The organism is Paenibacillus artemisiicola, assembly GCF_017652985.1.
GTDB classification, from domain to species: domain Bacteria; phylum Bacillota; class Bacilli; order Paenibacillales; family Paenibacillaceae; genus Paenibacillus_Z; species Paenibacillus_Z artemisiicola.
This window is the reverse complement of sequence record NZ_JAGGDJ010000054.1, coordinates 16,765-35,885: the sequence shown is the minus strand read 5'-3', so window position 1 is coordinate 35,885 and position 19,121 is coordinate 16,765. Positions and strand designations below refer to the sequence as shown.

Annotated in this window: 14 protein-coding genes; 1 reads left to right on the top strand and 13 read right to left on the bottom strand. The window is 64.9% G+C overall.

Features of this window, described 5'->3' with window-relative positions:
- The 7 genes from I8J29_RS29670 to I8J29_RS29640 all read right to left on the bottom strand — a co-directional run.
- Positions 1 to 5,285, bottom strand: a 5,285-nt coding sequence (locus I8J29_RS29670) for a DUF4011 domain-containing protein (protein ID WP_208850930.1), incomplete at its 3' end; no start/stop codon positions are given.
- A gap of 223 nt (positions 5,286 to 5,508) precedes the next feature.
- Complete coding sequence (locus I8J29_RS29665) at positions 5,509 to 5,850, bottom strand: DUF1801 domain-containing protein (protein ID WP_090639711.1); 342 nt, start codon at positions 5,848 to 5,850, stop codon at positions 5,509 to 5,511.
- A gap of 52 nt (positions 5,851 to 5,902) precedes the next feature.
- Positions 5,903 to 6,298 carry a VOC family protein gene (locus tag I8J29_RS29660; protein ID WP_208850929.1) on the bottom strand — a complete coding sequence of 132 codons (396 nt, stop codon included), beginning with the start codon at positions 6,296 to 6,298 and terminating at the stop codon, positions 5,903 to 5,905.
- 107 nt (positions 6,299 to 6,405) lie between these two features.
- Entirely contained in the window at positions 6,406 to 6,837 is a 432-nt protein-coding gene (locus I8J29_RS29655) for a YciI family protein (RefSeq protein WP_208850928.1), read from the bottom strand.
- A gap of 434 nt (positions 6,838 to 7,271) precedes the next feature.
- A complete protein-coding gene (locus I8J29_RS29650) occupies positions 7,272 to 8,582 on the bottom strand; it encodes an RNA polymerase sigma factor (RefSeq protein WP_208850927.1) in 1,311 nt (436 codons plus the stop codon).
- Positions 8,583 to 8,584: 2 nt separating this feature from the next.
- Entirely contained in the window at positions 8,585 to 9,013 is a 429-nt protein-coding gene (locus tag I8J29_RS29645) for a YciI family protein (RefSeq protein ID WP_090639721.1), read from the bottom strand.
- Positions 9,014 to 9,305: 292 nt separating this feature from the next.
- Positions 9,306 to 10,715 (bottom strand): MATE family efflux transporter, encoded by a 1,410-nt coding sequence (locus tag I8J29_RS29640; RefSeq protein WP_208850926.1) that lies wholly within the window; start codon positions 10,713 to 10,715, stop codon positions 9,306 to 9,308.
- Between the two features lie 174 nt (positions 10,716 to 10,889).
- Here I8J29_RS29640 and I8J29_RS34315 point away from each other — a divergent pair, with 174 nt between their 5' ends.
- A complete protein-coding gene (locus tag I8J29_RS34315) occupies positions 10,890 to 11,402 on the top strand; it encodes an SEC-C metal-binding domain-containing protein (protein ID WP_276316350.1) in 513 nt (170 codons plus the stop codon).
- Positions 11,403 to 11,583: 181 nt separating this feature from the next.
- Here the strand turns inward: I8J29_RS34315 and I8J29_RS29630 are convergent, their stop codons facing one another.
- From I8J29_RS29630 to I8J29_RS29605, 6 genes are all read right to left on the bottom strand, one after another.
- Entirely contained in the window at positions 11,584 to 12,927 is a 1,344-nt protein-coding gene (locus I8J29_RS29630) for an AAA family ATPase (RefSeq protein ID WP_208850925.1), read from the bottom strand.
- Between the two features lie 7 nt (positions 12,928 to 12,934).
- Positions 12,935 to 14,356 (bottom strand): RtcB family protein, encoded by a 1,422-nt coding sequence (locus I8J29_RS29625; protein ID WP_240546577.1) that lies wholly within the window; start codon positions 14,354 to 14,356, stop codon positions 12,935 to 12,937.
- Between the two features lie 601 nt (positions 14,357 to 14,957).
- Complete coding sequence (locus tag I8J29_RS34535; RefSeq protein ID WP_208850923.1) at positions 14,958 to 16,220, bottom strand: MFS transporter; 1,263 nt, start codon at positions 16,218 to 16,220, stop codon at positions 14,958 to 14,960.
- Positions 16,217 to 17,374: a hypothetical protein gene (locus I8J29_RS29615; RefSeq protein ID WP_208850922.1), complete on the bottom strand. Its 1,158-nt coding sequence runs from the start codon at positions 17,372 to 17,374 to the stop codon at positions 16,217 to 16,219. The genes I8J29_RS34535 and I8J29_RS29615 overlap by 4 nt, the downstream gene beginning before the upstream one ends.
- Positions 17,375 to 17,387: 13 nt before the next feature.
- Positions 17,388 to 18,215 carry a carbohydrate ABC transporter permease gene (locus I8J29_RS29610; protein ID WP_208850921.1) on the bottom strand — a complete coding sequence of 276 codons (828 nt, stop codon included), beginning with the start codon at positions 18,213 to 18,215 and terminating at the stop codon, positions 17,388 to 17,390.
- 10 nt (positions 18,216 to 18,225) lie between these two features.
- The gene (locus tag I8J29_RS29605; RefSeq protein ID WP_090639737.1) at positions 18,226 to 19,119 is read right to left on the bottom strand and encodes a carbohydrate ABC transporter permease; all 894 of its coding nucleotides are present in this window, start codon (positions 19,117 to 19,119) and stop codon (positions 18,226 to 18,228) included.
- Positions 19,120 to 19,121 lie beyond the last annotated feature (2 nt).

Below are 19,121 nucleotides of genomic sequence, written 5' to 3'. Positions count from 1 at the left end.
GCCGGGCCGCGCTCCTCGGCCGGCACGGCCGGAGCCGCTTGCGCCGCTTGCGCCGCTCGCGCGGCGCGCTCGGCCTGCTCGGCGCGTTCCGCCTGCTCGGCGCGCTCGGCTTCCGCGACCGCCGCCAAAACGCGCTGCGTCTCCTTCGCCGGATTATCCAACCAATCCATCGACCAGACGCGATGAATGCGCCAGCCCAGCTGACGCAGCACCTGCTCGCGCAGCATATCCCGATCGCGGGCCGTCCGGCCCGACAGGTAATTGTCGCCGTCGCACAGAATCGCGAGCCGGTACGCATCCGGCCGCGCGGGATCGACGACCGCGAGATCGATGCGGTAACCCGACGCGCCGACATGCAGGTCGGCCTTGTGGCCGTTTGCGGCCAGCGCCTCCGCGATCTGCGCCTCGATCCCCGTCTCCTCGCGCTTCAGCAGGGCCGCGTTCAGCCCGAGCGCCGCATGGCCCTTCTCGGCGTATTCCAGGAACGCCTTCAGCACGCCGACGCCGTTCGAGCGCGTCCGCGACGCGTCCAGATGCTCGGCGCGCAGCGCGGAGAAGACGTGCATTTCGTGCCGCGCCCGGGAGACCGCGACGTTCAGCCGCCGCCAGCCGCCCTCCCGGTTCAGCGGTCCGAAGTTCAGCACCACCTTGCCCGACGCGTCCGGACCGTACCCGATCGAGAAGAGGATGACGTCGCGTTCGTCGCCCTGCACGTTCTCCAAATTCTTGACGAAAATCGGTTCATGCAGCCGCGAAGCCAGCCGTTCCAGCTCGCCGTCCTTGCGGAACGCTTCGTCGAGCAGGTCCTCGATCAGGGTCTGCTGGATGCTGTTGAACGTGACGACGCCGATGCTCCTTCGCGGCCCCTCCGCGTCGCGCAGCCGCCGCGCGATCTCCGCCACGACCTGCTCGGCCTCCGCCCGGTTCTGCTTCGTCCGGCCCCGGTCGTAATAGCCGTCCACCGGATGCCAGCGCACGCTGGATTTCCGCTCGTACGGCGACGGGAAGGTGAGCAGCTGGTTGTCGTAGAAGTGCCGGTTGCTGAACGCGATCAAGCTCTCATGCCGGCTGCGGTAATGCCACAGCAGATGGGCTTCCGGCATGCCGAGCGCGAGGCAGTCGTCCAAAATGCTCTCGAGGTCCTCCGGAATGCCTTCGTCCTCCCCATCCTCGCTTGCCGCGGCCGAGAAGAAGCTGGTCGGCGGCAGCTGCTTCGGATCTCCGACCACGATCACGTTGCGGCCGCGCGCCATGGCGCCGACGGCTTCGCTCGTCGGCAGCTGGGACGCTTCGTCGAACACGACGAGATCGAACGGCGCGTACTTGGGATCGAGGTACTGCGCGACCGACATCGGGCTCATGAGCACGCACGGGCACAGGCGGTTCAGCAAATTCGGAATCTGCTCGAACAGCTTGCGCAGCGACATCCCCCTGCCGCCGCTCCGGATCGCCCGCAGCAGGATGCCGGCCTCCGAATTGGACGAGGCCTGCTGATGCAGCGGCGGGATGTTCGCCGAGAGCCTCGCCGCGATCTCCTGGCGGGTCAGGCGCTCGAACCGCTCCGCCAGCGCCTGGAAGCTGCGGATCTTATCCTCGAACAAGCGGCCGGAGAACGCAGCCAGCTCCGTCTCCTCCGCCAGCGCGAAGTCGATGGCCGCGCGCCACCAGGCCCGCTCGAACGCCGGCTCCACCTGGTCGTGCCGCAGCTCGCCGCGCTCGTACGCGGCCGCGAGCGAGGACAGTCCCGCGGATGCCGCGCGCTCGCGGACCAGCCGCCAGCCGCACCAATCGCGCAGGTCGTCCAAGGCGTCCGTCCATTGCCGGGCCTGCGCCTCGCGATGGTCCAGCCAAGACTGTCCGGACCGGCGCCGGTCCATAGCGGAGAAATCGATCCCGAGCAGCTCGGCCAGCTTCCCTTCCAGCCGGACGGACTCCCGGCAGGCCGCCGCGAACCGCGCCAGCGCGCCGCCGTGGCGCTCCCGGAACGCGGCGCCTCCGGCGCCCGCCGCGTCGGCGAGCCGCTTCCGCGCGGCCGTCGCCGCGCTGGCATCCGGATGCAGCCGCAGCAGTACCTGCTCGAGCCGCCGGCTCCAGTCGCACAACGCGATCGCCGCGCTCCAGTCCGCGTCTTCCCCGCTCCAGCGCGCGCCCAGCCAGACGGAGGCCGCCGCGGCGGCCTGCTTCAGCTCGGCCGCTTCGGTCCGGTATACGGCGATCTGGACGAGCGCTTCGGCCGTCTGATCCTTGCGGAGCGGCGCCGCGGCCATTCGGCTGAGCTGCTTGTAGATCCGGTTCTGCCGGAGCCGCTTCGGCAGAAACCACTTCCGCTCGGCTTGCCGCCACTCCTCCAGCGCCGCGCCGGCGTCGAACGCGAGCGCTTCGGCGGAGAAGCGATCCGCGACGCGCGCGCGGGCTTCATTGCGCGCAACGCCGCGGCGGGCCGCAAGCATGGCGGCGCCGAGCGCCGGCTCCAGCTCATCGGCGCCGAGCAGCGCCGCCGGCACGACGGCCGGCATGCCCTGCAGCAGCTCGGCCATCGCCGCCAGCTGCCGCAGCTGCGCGCCGTCGGGGTCCGTTGCCGGCCCTTCCAGCGCGCCGCCGAGCGCGCCATAGGCCTGCTTCACGTCCCGCAGCGCGGCCGCGTACGCCGCCAGCGTCTCCTCGGCCTGCGCCCGGAGCGCCGGCGAGTAGGCCGAGCCGGACGCGTCCGACCAGACATGCCCCGCGGGCCGGCCCGCCGCTTCGCCGGCGATGCGCAGCTCCTTCGCGCGCTCGCTCCAGGCGAGGCGGAGGTCCGCCGTCCAGGCGGCGACCGGCTGGTCGAACGGCGCCAGCGCCGGCGCGTCCTTGACTTCGCCGTACCGGGCGATCGCCTCGTACAGGGAGGCGCCGAAGCCGCGCTTCCGGTGCAGCGCGTCCACGTAGCCGTTCAGCTCGCCGCGCGACGCCGCCAGCCGCTCGGCCTCCCGGCGCCAGTCCTCCGGCGATGCCGAGCGGGCGGTCTCCAGCGTCCGCTTCAGCTGGTCGAGCACGGCCTTCTTCGTGCTCTTGTTCGAATGGAGCTCGAGGCAGAAGGCGCCCAGCCCGATTCCCTCGAGCCTGCCCTGCACGACGCTGAGCGCGGCCATCTTCTCCGCGACGAACAGCACCGTCTTGTTCTCGGCCAGCGCCGCGGCGATCAGGTTCGTGATCGTCTGCGATTTGCCCGTCCCCGGCGGCCCGTGCAGCACGAAGCTGTGCCCCGCCTGCGCGGCGCCCACGGCGACGATCTGCGAGGAATCCGCGCTGATCGGCAGCAGGAGCCGGTCGGGCGCGTACAAGCCGTCCAGCGCGCCCGGCTCGGGGAACGGCTGCTCCGCCTGCCAGGCCAGACGGCCGGCCATCAGGCTCGCGACCACCTTGCTCTTGGCGAGGTCCTCCGCCCGGCTGCGAATGTCGTTCCACATCACGAAGCGGCTGAACGAGAAGAGGCCGAGCAGCGCCGATTCCACCACGTCCCAGCGCGGCAGCCGCATGACGGCGTGGCGAATGACCGAGAAGACGCCGGCAAGGTCGATGCCCTTCTCGTCCCGCGGCAGCGGATCGAGCCCGCCGATCTGGCTGCCGAAATCCTGGCGGAGCATCTCGAGCAGCGTAATATTGATCTGCGGCTCCTCGTCCCGGACGCGCAGGACGAAGCTCGCGCTCGACGTCTTGCGGGTCAGCTCCACGGGGACGAGCACGATCGGGGCATACCGCGGCTGCTCGCTGGCCGGGGTCTCGTACCACTTGAGCAATCCCAGCGCCAGGAAGAGCGTGTTGGCCCCGTTCTCCTCCAGCGACGCCCTCGCCGCGCGGTAGAGATGAATCGCCTTGACGGCGAGCTCCCGGTCGCCGGCATCGGCGCGCAGCCGCTTCTGCAGAAATTCCTGCCCGATCAGCACGTTCAGCGGATCGTCGCGGCCGACGCTCCGGAACAGCTCCGCGCTCCGGGGCGTATCGGCCCAATCCGCGGGCCGCGGCAGGAGCTGGAATTCCCGTCCGTCGGACAGGGCGTCTTCGAGCTCGCTCAGCTTCGTCTGGAGGAGCGGCAGCGCGGATTTGGTCAACCGCAAGTTCAGCAGTCCGTTCCGGAGCGTCAGGTCGAGCAGCCGCCGTTCCCACTGCTTCTGCTTCGTGACCGGAATCGAGGCGGCCTCCGCCGGGCGCGCATGGATCGTCACTTCGTCCGGCGCGCCGCCGATACCCGCTGCCGGGGTCCGGTCCGGCACGATCTCCCAGCCGCCCGGCGTCTGGACGCGCAGCGGCAGGGGACGGATCGCGCTGGCCCGCGAACGCTTGACGTCGATGAACCCGACGAAAGCGTCGGGATCGCCCAGATGGCCGATCGCCGCCCGCTCCGCGTCCGCGTAGGCCTCGTCGTGCCCGCCGCACATCAGGGTCGCTTCCGCGAGGCTGATCTCGTGCACGCCGGAGGCGAGCCGCTTCGCGAGCAGCGACGGGTCGTCCTGCACGGTCTCGGCGAACGTCTCCGGCACCAGCCACACGCCCGGAAACGCATGGCCCTTCGTGAAGACGACCAGCGGGTGCAGGCCGACCGCCTCCAGGCAAGCGGCATAGAGCAGCGTCAAGTCGAGGCAATTGCCCATTCGCGCGCCGATGACGGCATCCGGGAGCCGGACGCGCTGCCCGACCTCCTCGAAGCTCGCCGGCGCCACGCAATACGTGACCTGCTTCGCTTGAATCGCGGCATAGATCGCGGCGGCTTGATGCCGGATCCGGTTCGGGTTGTTGCTCTGGTACGCGTCGAACGACGGGTTGCCCGTCCATTTCCCGAGAATCGGTGCCGCCTCGCCGATCAGCCGCTGCACCGCGGGATGATTCGGCATGATGAACGCCGCGGCCATCTCGGGCATGGCGGCCAAGCCGCCCCACTGGTCGTACGCGAGCAGCGTCAGCGGCGCCGTCTCCGCGAACAGCTCCCGCCCTTCCCCCGACACGGTCAGCGTCAGCGTCCCCGTCAGCCTTTCCGTGAGCCCGGCCAGGTAGGCGCCGTTCACCTGCACGTGGACGGGCGCCAGCTCCACGGTCTTGCCCGCCGGCACGGCGTCGACCTCCGCGCGCCAAGGCGGCGCGAACGCCGGTTCCGCCGCGATCTGAACGGAGATCCCCGTCAAATCGCGCTCCGACGCGTTATGCAGCGTAATCTTCTGGACGACCGGCACGAAGTTTTGCTGCATCGCGTAGTTCACGGCGCCGTACTTCTGCCATTCGCACGTCAGCGCTTGCCCAGGTCTGCTTTCCACGTTCCTCACTGCCTCTCCGTTAATCCATGATGCTGCCATTATACCGCAAATCGCCCCTTTTCCCTACCGGGTTCGACGGCATCCGGGGCAATGGCCGCGAGTCTCGCGGGCGCGCGCGGGCGGTCCGGCCGAAGACGGGCCAACGCGAAAAGACCGGCCGGGCGCCGAAGCTCCCAAGCCGGTCGATCCGATCATGCGTTGGCGGACGGCGAACCGTCTCCGCTTACAGTCCCGCGGCCGCCTGTCCGACCAGCGCCGTCAGCTGCGCCGCGTCGAACGCGTCTCCCCGCTTCAGCTTCATCGTCTTGCGCTCGGGCGGGCCGTCGAACCGCCCGGCCGGCAGCTCGAGCCCGGCGGCGTTGAAGATCGTGAAGCTGACCGCGTCCTTCGAAGTGCCGATGACGGCGGCGTATTTGCCGTTCTTCAGAAAATGCGGCTTCTTGTACTGGATGCGCTCCTGCACGTCCGGCACCGCGCCGCGAACCGTCTCGCGCAGGCCGGCGCACAGCTCCCGCTGCCAAGGCTCTTGAATGGTTTCGATAAAAGTCGTCACTTCCGCGTTCATGTTTTCGATTCGCTCCTTCGCGTATGTCTGGTGTAGCTTCGATTGCCGCGCTTTACAGCTGCTTGACGATTTGCCAAACGACGCCGAACTTGTCCTGCACCTCGCCGTAATACGCGCCCCACGGCTGCGGCGCGAACGGATGCTTCACGTCTCCGCCGTCGCTCAGGTTGGCAAACGCCTCGCGCGCCTCCGCCTCGCCGCCGTACGACAGCGACAGCGAGATGCTCCGCGTATAGCCGACGGGCCCGCCGTCGGAGAAGAAGAGCGCGCTGCCGCCCGCGACCGTCATCGCCAGGTGCATGACCTTATCGGCCATCTCCTCCGGCGCGCCCGGCATCTGGCCGAACGTCATGACGGACTGAATCTCCCCGCCCAATGCCCTTACGTAAAAATCCGCCTGCGCCCGCGCGTCCTCCGACATCAAATACGGCATCAATTGTGCTCCCATGGTTCGAACATCCTCTCTCGTGTAAGGTGGCGTAACTCGGTCTCTACTAAAGCGACGAACGGCGATTTCCGAAATCGACGGACGCGGCGAAAAAAAAGAGAATTTTTTTACAAGCGCCGCAGCATGCCGAGATGGTCGCGCAGCTCGGCCGCCGACGCTTCGGTCCGCCAATTCAGCGGCCCTTCGCGCTCGGCCAGCTCGCGCACCTCGATGGCGACCTCACCGCCGCCGTCCGGTTCCGGCATGCGCAGCGCCCAGGCCGTCGCCTCCTCCGCCGATCCGGCCTCGATCAGCACGTATCCCGCGACCGTGCCGGTCTCCGGGACAAACGGTCCCGCCGTCAGCTCCGGCCGGCACCCCGGCGCCGGGTAGGCGATCCGCACGCCGCTCGCGCTCGGGCGCAGCCATTCCTCCGCGAGCAGCGCGCCGGCGTCCGCCAGCGCTTCGCGGAACGCCGTCCACGCCAGGGCGTGCGGCGCTCCTCCGGCGATGCCCGCCTCGAAGCGCGCGGTCGCCTTCACCAGCAGCATGTACCGCATGGCGATCCCTCTCCTTCCCGTCCTGCTCTCGTTAAGACGAATGATACCCGGCTGCCGCGCGTTCGCGCCGCCGCCCTGCTTTCGCCTCTACTAGAGCGACGAAGCTTCGGCGGCGAAATCGACATCGCGGGCAAAAAAAAAAGCAAGGACCCATGGGCCTCGCTTTCGGCGGATGTTGCGGCGGTTGCTCCGTCCGTTGCTTCCGTGTTTTTGTGCGGTTGTTTCGGCGGTTGGTTTGACCGTTGCTCCCGTGTTTTCGGCGGATGTTTCGGCGGTTGCTCCGTCAGTTGCTTCCGTGTTTTCGGCGGTTGTTTCGGTGTTCGGTGTTCGTGTTTATATCGGGCGGTTGTATCCGTGCGCGTTCGGTGGTTGTACCGGTTTCTCCGGTCGTTGTTTCCGTGTTCCAGCGTTTGTTCCGATGGCTGTTACGGTGTTTAGTTCGGCGGTTGCTCCGGCGCGGCGGTCCCGGTATCTGCCCCGCCGGCTGCCGCGGCCTCGCATTCCGCGGCGCGCCTCCGCATCAGCGCCCGCTCGCGCTCGTTGCGCGTCAGCGACGCCGCGCGCTCGAACTCGGCGCGCGCCTCCGCGTGGCGCCCGAGCTTGGCGAGCAGATCGCCGCGGACGCTCGGCAGCAAGTAATAGTCCTTCAGCGCCGGCCCCGCGGCCAGCTCGTCCGCGAGCTGCAGGCCGAACGCCGGGCCGAAGGCCATCGCGATCGCCACCGCGCGGTTCAATTCCACGACCGGCGAAGGCGCGGCCCGCGACAGCGCCTCGTACAGCGCGGCAATGCGCACCCAGTCAGTCTCCTCCGCCGTCCGCGCCGACGCGTGGCAGGCCGCGATCGACGCCTGCAGCGCGTACGGGCCGAGCGGCCGCCCCAGCTTGCCCGCCCGCTCTAGCGCGGCGAGGCCGCGGCGGATCAGGAGATGATCCCACAACGCGCGGTTCTGATCGAGCAGCAGGACCGGCTCGCCGCTCGCGTCCACCCGCGTCTTGAAACGGGAGGACTGGATCTCCATCAGCGCGACGAGGCCGTGCGCCTCCGGCTCCCGCGGCGCGAGCTCGGCCAGCATCCGGCCGAGCCGCAGCGCTTCCTGGCACAGCAGCGGACGCATCCACTGGCCGCCGGAGGTCGCCGCGTAGCCTTCGTTGAACATCAGATAGATGACCTCGAGCACCGCCGCCAGCCGTTCCTTCAGCGCTTCGCCCGCCGGCACCTCGAACGCTTCGCGCGCGGCGCTGAGCGTCCGCTTCGCCCGGACGATCCGCTGCGCGACCGTCGCTTCCGCGACGAGGAACGCCCGCGCGATCTCGTCGGTGGCGAGACCGCCGAGCAGGCGCAGCGTCAGCGCGACGCGCGCCTCCCGGGAAAGCATCGGATGGCAGGTCGCGAAGATGAGCCGCAGCAGGTCGTCGCCGATCTCGCCGTCCAGGCCGCGCTCCAGGTCGTCCTCGGTGAACGTCTCGGCCGCGCGTCCCCATTCCTCGTACTTGCGGTCGCGCGTCTTGTTGCGCCGGAGCAGATCGATCGCGCGGCGCTTCGCCGTCGTCATGAGCCAGGCGCCGGGATTGTCCGGAATGCCGCTCTCGGGCCACCGCTCCAAGGCGGCGACGAGCGCGTCCTGGGCCAAATCCTCGGCCAGCCCGACGTCGCGGACCATCCGCGCGAGCCCGGCGATGAGCTTGGGCGATTCGATCCGCCAGATCGCGTCGATCGTCCGGTGCGCGCCGGAGGTCCGCGCCATGGTCAGTTACCCCGGCCGAGCCGCGCCCGTACGGCGGCCTCGCGGGCCTGCAGCTCCGCGTCGGGAGTGATGTCCGCGAAGTCGAACACCTGCCGCAGCTCGATCTCCCCTTCGCCGAAGCCGTGCGGATCCGGCATGCGCAAGGCCCACTCGACCGCTTCCTCGCGGGACTTGACCTCGATCAGCGTATACCCGGCGATGATCTCCTTGGTCTCCGCGAACGGGCCGTCGACCACCTGCGGCTTGCCGCCCGGCTCGGGATACGAGATCCGGATCGCCCCCGAGCTCGGGTGCAGCCCGTCGGCGGCGATCAGCACGCCGGCCTTCGCCAGTTCCTCGTTATACTTCGTCATCGCGGCGACCAGCTCCGGCGACGGCAGGACGCCGGCCTCGGAGTCCTTGCTTGCTTTCACGACCAGCATGAAACGCATCGTACATCTCCTCCTGGAATTCGGTTTTGAAATGCCGGCCGAAATTTCGGCCTCTATTCACGCGACGAACGCGGGCGCGCCGAATCGACGCGCGGCGCAAAAAAGATCGGGATAAGCTAGTGCCATTATAATACAGGGCGGAAACCGCGGCATCCGAACCGCCAAAAAAAAGCAGCCCCGGACTCCGCAAAGTCCGAGGCTGCCGCCGGTTAACGCCGCGAACCACTCGCGCCGCTAACGATTCATGCCCTTATCCGCGACGCTGCCGCACCGGCCGCTCCGGCCGCGCCCGTCACGCGCCGACCGCCGCCGCGGGCTGCTCCGCCGGCGCCTTCGCCGGCTGCACGAACGATTTTCGCGCCCATATGCCGCTCTTCCAGCGCGCCAGCATGATGAGCCCTCGCAGCCATTCGTCCACGGTGAACGCGATCCAGACGCCCGGCAGCCCCCAATGCAGATGCACGCCGAGATAATACGAGAGCGGCACGCAGACGCCCCACATGGAGAACACGCCCATCAGCACCGGGAACTTCGCGTCGCCGGCCGCGCGCAGCGAGTTGATGACGACGATGTTGAACACGCGCCCCGGCTCCAAAATAATCGAGATGAGGGAGATGCCCGCGCCCATCGCGGCGATTTTCGGATCGTCCGTGAACAGTCCCATAATGGGATAGCGAAACAGCGCCGTCACCGCCACGACGACCGCCGTCACCGCGATGCTGAGCCGCAGGCTGCGCAGCAGCCGGAAATACGCGGCCTTCTTCTCGCCCGCGCCGACCATGTGGCCGACGATGATTTCGGTCGCGATGCCGATCGCCGTGGACGACGCCATGAAGTACGTGCTGACGTTGAATACGTAGATATGCGCGCTCAGCGCCTGCGCCCCGATCAGGTTCACGAAGCTCATGACCGTCATGTACTGCGACTGCCACGCGATCTGCTCCCCGGCCGCCGGAAGGCCGACGCCGAGAATCCGTTTGACGTGCGCCTTGTCGAAGCGGACGTAATCCTTCAGCCGGATCGGGCTCGGCACGCGGCGGTAGAGCAGGATCAGCAGCACGGCGACGCCGACGACCCGGCTGACGATCGTGGACACGGCCGCGCCGGTCACGCCCCATTCCGGGAAGCCGAAGTGGCCGAAGATCAAGAGGTAATTGCCCGTCACGTGGAGCAAGTTGACCCCGAGCGTGACGAACATGACGTCCCGCGTGCGGCCGTTCGCCCGGATGATCGACGACACCGCGTAGGAGACCGCCTCGAGCCAGATGAAGCCGCCGATCGCCTTCAGATACGTGTTCGCGATGGCGACCTGCCCCGGATCGAGATTGAGCATCCGCATCCACTGCTCGCTGAAGCCGAAGAGCGCCAGGCTGACGAGCAGCCCGAAGAGGACGTTCAGCGAAATCGCGTGCGCCGAGATGCGGCTCGCCGTTTTCTTCCGCCCCGCGCCCAAATATTGCGTGATCGCCACGCTCGTGCCGATGCCGACGAAGCCGAACATGAGAATGCAGAACACGATGATTTCGTTCGCCAGCCCGACCGCGCCGGCCACGCCGTCCGAGATGCGGCTCAGCATGAAGACGTCGGCGGTCCCCAGCATCATCCGCAGCACGGAATCGACCAGAATCGGCCACGCCAGGCCGAAGAGACTTAATGTTTTCCAGGTGGGCACGGCCCCCGTCGTTTGTTCCCCGATGTTCATAAGCTTGCGTAATCCCCGTTCCCGTAATCGCTAAGTTGGATAAAACAATGCCGTTACTCATTATGCCATAACCCGTTTCCGCTCCGCTTGTCCAATATTTATGTGTTTTGGACGTTTGATGTAAGGGCCGGCTTTCTGTTACCATGGGTAGCGTGAGAGGAGCGAGTATACCCGATGAAAAAGTCGAAAGTGGGCCGTAACGCCCCCTGTCCGTGCGGAAGCGGAAACAAATACAAGAAGTGCTGCCTGGAGAAGGACGCGGCCGCCCGGTTCGCGGGCCGCGGAGCAGGCGCGCCGGACGGACAAGCGGGCGGCTTCGCCGTCGCCGTGCCGGAATCCCTGGCGGACATGAACGCCGCCGTCGAGCGGCTGGATTGGACGCAGCCCCAGTACGGCGACATCGCCAAGGAACTGGTGACGCATCTGGCGGAGCGCTTCACGTGGGACGAGATTAACGCCACGACCCTGCTCTGGTTCGCGTATTCGCGCGAGCAGGAGCCGGTCGTGCAAAAGCCGGGCGTCGTCTTCGCCGCCCTGGAATACAGCTTGTCCGTCATGACGGACCGCCCGAACGTGACGAAGGCGGAGGTCGCGAAGCGGTACGACGTCTCCGCGGGCAGCGTGTCCAAGCGGATCGGCGAGCTGCATCCGTACGTGGCGCGCACGCTCGAAGCGCTGGCGAGCTAAGGCGCCCGCTCGCGCGCGAGCGAAAGGCCGTTGGCGCCCGGCGAGACGCCCCCGCAAGGCGCCGGACGCCGCCGCCGGCAAGGAACCGCCCCGCAGGTCATGGCAACATGACCTGCGGGGCGGTTCTTTTTTGCGTCGGCGACGCGGATTGCCGGCGCGGGCGGGGCGGCAATCCGCTCCCTTACATGAAGCCGAGCTTCCGGGACGCGGCGTCCGACATCCACTCGCGGCTGCGGCCCTTGTCGTAATCCGTCCGCATGTCGCGGATGACCCGCTCCAGGTTGACGGCGCGCTCGTAATGCATCTGCAGCGCGGCGGAGGCGTACAGCTCGCTCAGCTGGGCGAGCGTGAACCCTTCCGTCGCGGCGGCCGCGCGGCCGACCGCGTCCTCGTCGACGAGGCGGTTCAGCCCCTTGTACGCCAGGTACGCGCGCCGCATCGCCTCGTTCGGCGACTTCACCTCGTACGCGCGGTCGAAGCGGCCGGCTCGGTTCATGAGGGCCGGGTCGATTTTCTCCGGATAGTTGGTCGTGCCGATGAGGTAGATGCCCTCCTTCGACGTCGCCCCGTCCAGCGTGTTCAGGAAGTACGAGCGGCACGAATCCGGCATGGAGTCGATGTCCTCGATGACGAGCACCATCGGCGCCAGCTGCACGGCGGCCGCGAACACCTCCTGAATCGACCCGCTGCTCGTGTACTCGGTGATTTGCCAGTACGCGATCGGCGCGCTGGCCGTCGACGAGATCGATTTGACGAGCGTCGTCTTGCCGTTGCCCGGCTTGCCATAGAGCAGGATGCCCCGCTTGTACGGAATGCCGTAGGTGAGGAAGAACGCGCGGTCCCGCGAGAAAAACTCGTCGACCGAGCGGTAGATCTGCGTCTTCAACTCCTCGTCCATGAACACGTCGCTGCGGGTGACGGGCGCGGACGCCGGCTCGCGGGTCTGTTCCAGGCCGTCCTTCGTGTCCGTGAACACGATGATCTTCGGACTGGCCAGCTGGCGCTCCCGCATCGCCTCCAGGAAGCGGAGCATCGCTTCGTCGTGCTCGCCGAAGATCAGGTCCTCGTACCCCAGCCCGTGCTGCGTCACGCGGGGCACCCGCGCCATCGCGACGCGGTGCTCCGGATAGACGAACAGGTTGTTGCGCACGGCCGGCCGGATGGCGTAGCCCGCGCGCTTGGTCTCGGGATCGGACGCGTATTCGAACACGTTCGTCTCGACGAGGTCGAAGAGGCTGGCGGCGTGCTCGACGCCCTTGTACCCGTTCGACAGGTCGGCCTCCAGGCCGTTCCAAGCTTCGTTGCCGTCGTCTTGGTAATAAAGCCGGAACGCGGTGCCGAAGCGGCGATTCAGGAAGTCGATGATCGCCTGCACCACCGCGATGTAGTTGAAATAGCCGTGCGCGTCCAGCGGGCCGCCGGCCTGCCGGTCGGCGCGGACGATGAACGGCGGCTGCGCCGTAATCGGCCGGAGCGCCGCCGCGGCTTCGAATGGATTGGGGGATGCGTTTCGGTTGCTGTTCATGCGTTCGTTACACTCCTTTGATCGCCGCCAGCGGGCGGCATTTGGCGACGACGCCGGCAAGCCCGGCGCCGACGACGCTGTCGATGATGCGGTCGACGTCCTTGTAGGCTTGCGGCGATTCGTCGAGGATAGCCTCGAGGCCTTTATGGTTGACGACGATTTCGTCTTCTTGGCCGATGCGCAGCGAGGAGGCGAATTCGTCCACCTTGACCAGCTGCTTCGTCGCGTTGCGCGAGCGGACCCGGCCCGCCCCGTGGCAGATGGAATGGTAATTCCGTCCGCCTCCCTCCGCGCCGACCATCAGGTAGGAGGACGTCCCCATCGAGCCGGGGATGAGCGCGGGATGCCCCGTCTCCCGGTACGGCTCCGGATTGTCCGGGTGGCCGGCCGGCAGCGCCTTCGTCGTTCCTTTGCGATGGACGAACAGCTCTTCGCCGCCGTGGCTTTCCTCGCCGGCGTAATTGTGCATCAGGTCGTACAGCGTGCGCAGCTCGGCCTGCGTGCCGAACACTTCCTTGAACGCGTCGCGGACGGCGTAGGCCATCAGATGGCGGTTGGCCACGGCGAAGTTGAGCGCGGACTTCATCAGCGCCGTGTACGTCCGCCCGGCGTCGCTGCCGAGCGGGGCGAACGCGAGCTTCGGATCGCCCGTGCCGAGTCCGAGCCGGTGCATCGTCTTCGCGACCTCGGAGCCGCTGTACTGGTTGACCGCGCCGCCCCACGCCCGCGAGCCGGAGTGGATCATGACCGCGACCTGGCCGTCCCGCAGCCCCCATCGTTCCGCGATGCCGCGGTTCGCCTCGTCCGTCTCGAGCGCCTGAATCTCGATGAAATGATTCCCGCCTCCCAGCGTGCCGAGCTGGCGGTGCGCCCGGTGCCAGAGCGGCTCCGGAATGCGGTTCAGGGCGTCCTCTTCGTACCGGAACCGGCTGCATTCGACGTGCGTGAGCGAGGTCGCCTTGCGCGGCGTGTAGCCGTCCGGGACGTACTTGTTCGGCAGGCCGTGCAGCCCTTTGCGCAGGACGTCGTCCAGCCGGATGTCGGAGAAGAAGCCGCGCGCGTGGTTTTCCACCGGGATGCGCTTCTCGATCGCCTTGACCAGCTTGCGCCGGACCTTCACGTCCCGCAGGTCGGCCGCGTCCAGGTTCGTCAGGTGCACCCGCATGCCGCAGCCGATGTCGCTGCCGACGATGGAGGGCGAGACGAAGCCGTCCCCGGCGCCCCAGACCGCCGTCGTGCCGATGCACGTGCCGACGCCGACGTGGGCGTCCGGCGTGTAGCTCATGTAGCGGATATTCGGAATTTGCAAATTGTTGTTCGCCATCTCGAGCACCTTGGCGCCCATGGCATGGAATAGATCGTCGGCGGCGAAGACGTGCAGATCGCCGGCGGGCAGATCGATTCGCCGATAATAAGGGGTTGTTGACATATAATTAGGGTCGTTCCTCTCGTTTGGAAAATAATCATGCATGCATCATCATGCGGCTGGCTGGCCGCGGCGGGACGAAAATGAAAACGCAAAAAGACCGCAAGCGTACATCGCTTACGGTCTTCATGCGGACGCAAGGCGCCGGACCGGCCTCCGGCGAAGCGGCCGTGCGTGGAACGCACCGGCGGCCGGAGGGCAATCGATCCTGGTCTTACGTGAGCCGGGCCCGTAGAGGCCGATGGACAATGAGCGAACTATTCGGTTGCGACGGTGCGGTCAAGCTGCGTAGTAGGTTGAATCGTACGGTCATGGCCCTCGGCCTCCCTTCTGAACAAGATGCTGTTAATGCTACCCGCTGAGGGAATGATTGTCAATACATAAATTAAAATAAGTGATCGGCGGTATAACCGTTTTTTATCGGGCTTGGGTATAACGCGTAGCGTTGGATATGGTTTGGAATTATCGTCATCTCTTACCTCTCAACAGCAAATCGGCCTTAAGCCAAATGTCGATAAAAAAAAAGAGCGTCTCGGAACGACGGGAAGCTCCCGTCGTCCCGAAGGACGCGCTACGATGTTTAAACCGCGCCGCAAAGGCGCCGTCACGGATTGCCGCCGGCCTCGGCCGATACCCGCTCGAAGGATTTGGGCTTGCGGCATAATACGATCGCTCCCAGGAACCCGCACGCGCTTGCGATCGCGAATACGGAGAGGAAGGAAATCCGATCCGCCAGCACGCCGCTTCCGACGGTGGCGACGGAGGAGACGATCAGCGTAATCATCGTATTGATGCTGATCCCCATCGGAAGCCGCTCCCGCGGAATTTGCTCGATAATGAACAGTCCGCTGCTGATGTTGTACCCGTTCAGGCAAAAGTTGGTCAACGCGAACGCCGCGTAGACCGTCCATACGCTCGGGTAAGCGAAGATCAAGCAGCCCGCCAATCCGCCCGATACGGAAGCCGCGACCAGCACGGACCGGTGCCCCAGCCGGTCCGCCATAATCCCGAATGCGATGCTGCTGATAATGTTGGCCAATCCCGTAATGGCCGGAAACAAAGCGATATCGGATCCGCCCGCATGGAAGGCCCGAACGGAATAAAGCCCATAATAGGCCAAGCTCGCCTGTGCCGTCATCATGAAGCAAAAAGCGATGACCGTCCGTTTGAACGGCTTGAAGCCGCGAAACATGTCCGGGATCGCCTTGAAGTATTGGAAGTAGTTGAAGTCCGCCTTAACCGCTTCGTCCGGAGCGCTCTCCTTCATCCACGCGAAGCAAAGCCCGTCGGCGATCAGCAGGAGGACGCCGATGGCGAAGATGAGCGTGTAATTATAAGGATACGGCATCTCTCGAAGAATGACGCCGACCAGCGCGGCGGCGCCCAAAGCGATCAGATTGGCGGCGCCCCCGCCGTATCCCCGCAGCCGGCCGCGATGCTGCTCGGGCACGAGCTTGGCGAACAGACTCATATAAAAAGGCGCGTACGAGCCGACGAACAGGCTGAATATCCCCCAGCTTACCAGAAAAAGCAGCGTCATCGGCCGCGGGTAGGCCTCGGCGAACAAAGGAATCGTCAGCACGCAGGCAAGGAAAAAGAACCGTTGGACGAGCAAAATATTTTTGAAAACCTTCTTTTTATAGGCGAGGTTCATCACTTTCTTGGCAAAGAACGGCTGGCTGACGAACGTGCCGATGTAAACCAAAGCGTTTGCCAGGACAATCTCCCCCGTCCCGGCCCCCAAATCGGAAAGAAACAGCGTAATGACGGCGTTGACGGACAGGAACGTCATCGCGTTATTGAATAAGATCGAATCCAGGACGAATAGGAACGAATTGCGCCGCCGATCCCGATTCGTCTCCTTCACGGCTCGCCGCCGTTCGCCATCCGGATAAGCGCCGAGTTCTCGGACCCGCGCCTCTTGACGACTACCGTCCTGTACTCGGGGGTAGACAAGGAAGCGTTCTCGAACAAAGAGATTTCGGACGAAGACGAAACGATATGCTTATCCCGCTTGACCTTGATCGTAAAATAATCGAGCAGCCCGGGCGGCCTGCATCCGGAAAGCCCGGAGAAATCGAGCACGCAGCCGGACGGCTCCTCCCGCAAGGCGACGCCCCAGCGATAAATGAGCTGGCTGAAGCCTTCCGCGGTATTCGCGGCCAGCATCGTGTCGAACCGCTGCCGATAGGGCTCGAGCAGATCGACCCACCGGCGGACGACGTCGCCGTTCTTCTCCGGATCGGGATGCAGCACATTCGGCCAGTGCATGCCGCAGACCGGCCCCTCGATCTCTCCTCTCGGGTCCGGAGCGATGCGGTTCCAGCCGCATAGATCGTCTCCGCGGTTAACCGTGATCAAGGAGCCGTCCACCCCGAACAGCTCCGACTCGGGCCGCTTCGACCGATGCATCATGGAGAACGGCGTGGACATATACTTGATCCCGTATCGCTCCAAAATACCGGAAAGCCCTCCGCCCTCGCCCCCGAAACGATGATAAAACGCCGTGGGGACGAACGATTCCGGGAAAGGGCCCAGATCGTTCTCCTCCAGCAGCGCGGCGAATGCATCCAAATGTCCGGTCACGCTGCCCTCCGGTCTCATCCGTCCGTTCCCGTCATGCCACTCCGCCCGGTCCATGGCGCCGGAGCCCCAATATTCATGGCCGAGCCCGTGCAGGGCCAATTCGATATGACGGCTTTCGTTTCTCAGGATTTTCGCCGCCTCGTCCAATAAAGGAGACGATTTCCAAGGATTGCTCCAGCGTTCTCCCCTATGCGTAGCATCGGGAAGCGATCGCAGGCGATCGGTTCGATCCCACTCGCTAATGATGAAGGCGGCCTGCGGACGCATGCCGAGCCGTTTGCCGAGCTCCGCGATGGCCTCGTAATCCGCCGGATGATGGTCGCGGGCGATTCCCGTCCGGAACGGCCCGTTTTCCTTGGAGCCGTCCTTGCCGGTCCACCAGCCTACGTCGTCGATGACGATCTGGATGGAAAGAGGGATGCTTATGCTATTCATCGGATCCCGTCCTTTACTTGATCCCCGTAAGGGTCAGCCCTTTCACGAATTGTTTCTGGAAGATCAGGAACACGATAATGACCGGAATCATAATGAGTACGGCGGCCGACATGACGACGTTGTAGTTTACGGTATGGCGGCTGTTGAAGAAAACGAGCGCCAGAGGAACGGTCATTTTGCTCTCGTCGTTCAGAACGATTAAAGGCCACAAATAATTGTTCCAGGCTCCCATGAAGGTAAAGATGCCGAGCGCCGAAAGCACCGGCGTAATCTGGGGAAGAATGAGCGACGCGTAGGTCCTCGTTTCGGAAGCGCCGTCTATCCGCGACGCTTCGATCAAGTCCTTCGGAATGCCTTCGATAAACTGCTTGCACAAGTAAATGCCGAACGCGCCCACCAGGGACGGAATGACGATCGCGGCTAGATGGTTGATCAGGCCGAGCCTCGATATAATCAGGTAGATCGGAATCATCACGACTTGAAACGGGACCATCATCGTGGCCATGATGACGACCAGTATCGTCTTCGAGCCGCGGAAATGGAACTTCGCGAAGATGTAGCCCGCGAGCGAGCTGGAGAAGAGCAAGCCGATCGTGATGATGGCCGACGTGATGACGCTGTTCATGAACCACCGCATAAACGGCGCTTCTTGGAGAACGGTGCGATAGCCCTCCACGGTAGGATTTTCCGGAACGAGCGCGGTCGGATTCATCATAATTTCCATATTGCTCTTAACGGATAAGAGCGCCATCCATAGATAAGGAATAAACATGAGGGCGGAGGCGACAAGCATCGTTGTAAACAAAAGAATGTACGGAATATCCAGTTTTTTGCTCTTCATACGAATCCCCCTAATATTCCCACTGGACGCGCCCCAGCCGAAGCTGTATGAGCGTGACGATCAGGATCATGACCAACAGGACGAAGGCGATCGCGGAAGCGTAACCCATATTCATATAGGAGAAAGCGTTGTTGAAGATGTCGAGGGCGAGCACGCTGGTCTGATTCATGGGACCGCCGTTGGTCATGATCTGGAACTGCGGGAACATTTGAAAATACGAAATGCTGGTCATAATGACGACGAATACGGAAGTCCGGCTGAGCAGCGGCAGCGTGACGCTCGCGAACGAACGCCAAGGCCCCGCGCCGTCCAGCTTGGCGGCTTCGTAGAACATGTCGGGGATGGAATCGAGGCCCGCCCCGAACAAGATGATGTTATAGCCGATATCCGCCCACAGGGTCATCATAATGATGGATATCATCGCCATAGAAGGATCGTTCAGCCAATTGACCGCGTCCAGTCCGATTCGCTCCAGCACGATATTGAACAAGCCTTCGTTTTGCTTGAGCATGGCGGTCCAGATCAGGGCGGATCCCGACAGAGGCGCGATGCACGGCAGAAAAAAGAAGGTGCGGAACACGTTCCTCCATAAACGGCTGCGTATGCCCTTAATGCCCAGAGCTACCGCGAGCGTAAGGACGAGATTGACCGGAATCGCGATCAGAACGAACTTGAACGTATTCTTGAAGGAAATGAGGAAGATTTCGTTATGAAGCATCTGCTTGAAATTAGCGAAGCCGACGAAAGGCGAATTCGCGTTCAGCGGGCTGTAATTATAGAACATGAGCAGGATTCCCCATACGATAGGGACGACCGAAAATACCGCGAATATAATCAGAATGGGCGTCAGGGAGAACGCGATAAACCGCCTCTCGGCCGACTTCCGGTTAGACTTTATGTTCATGG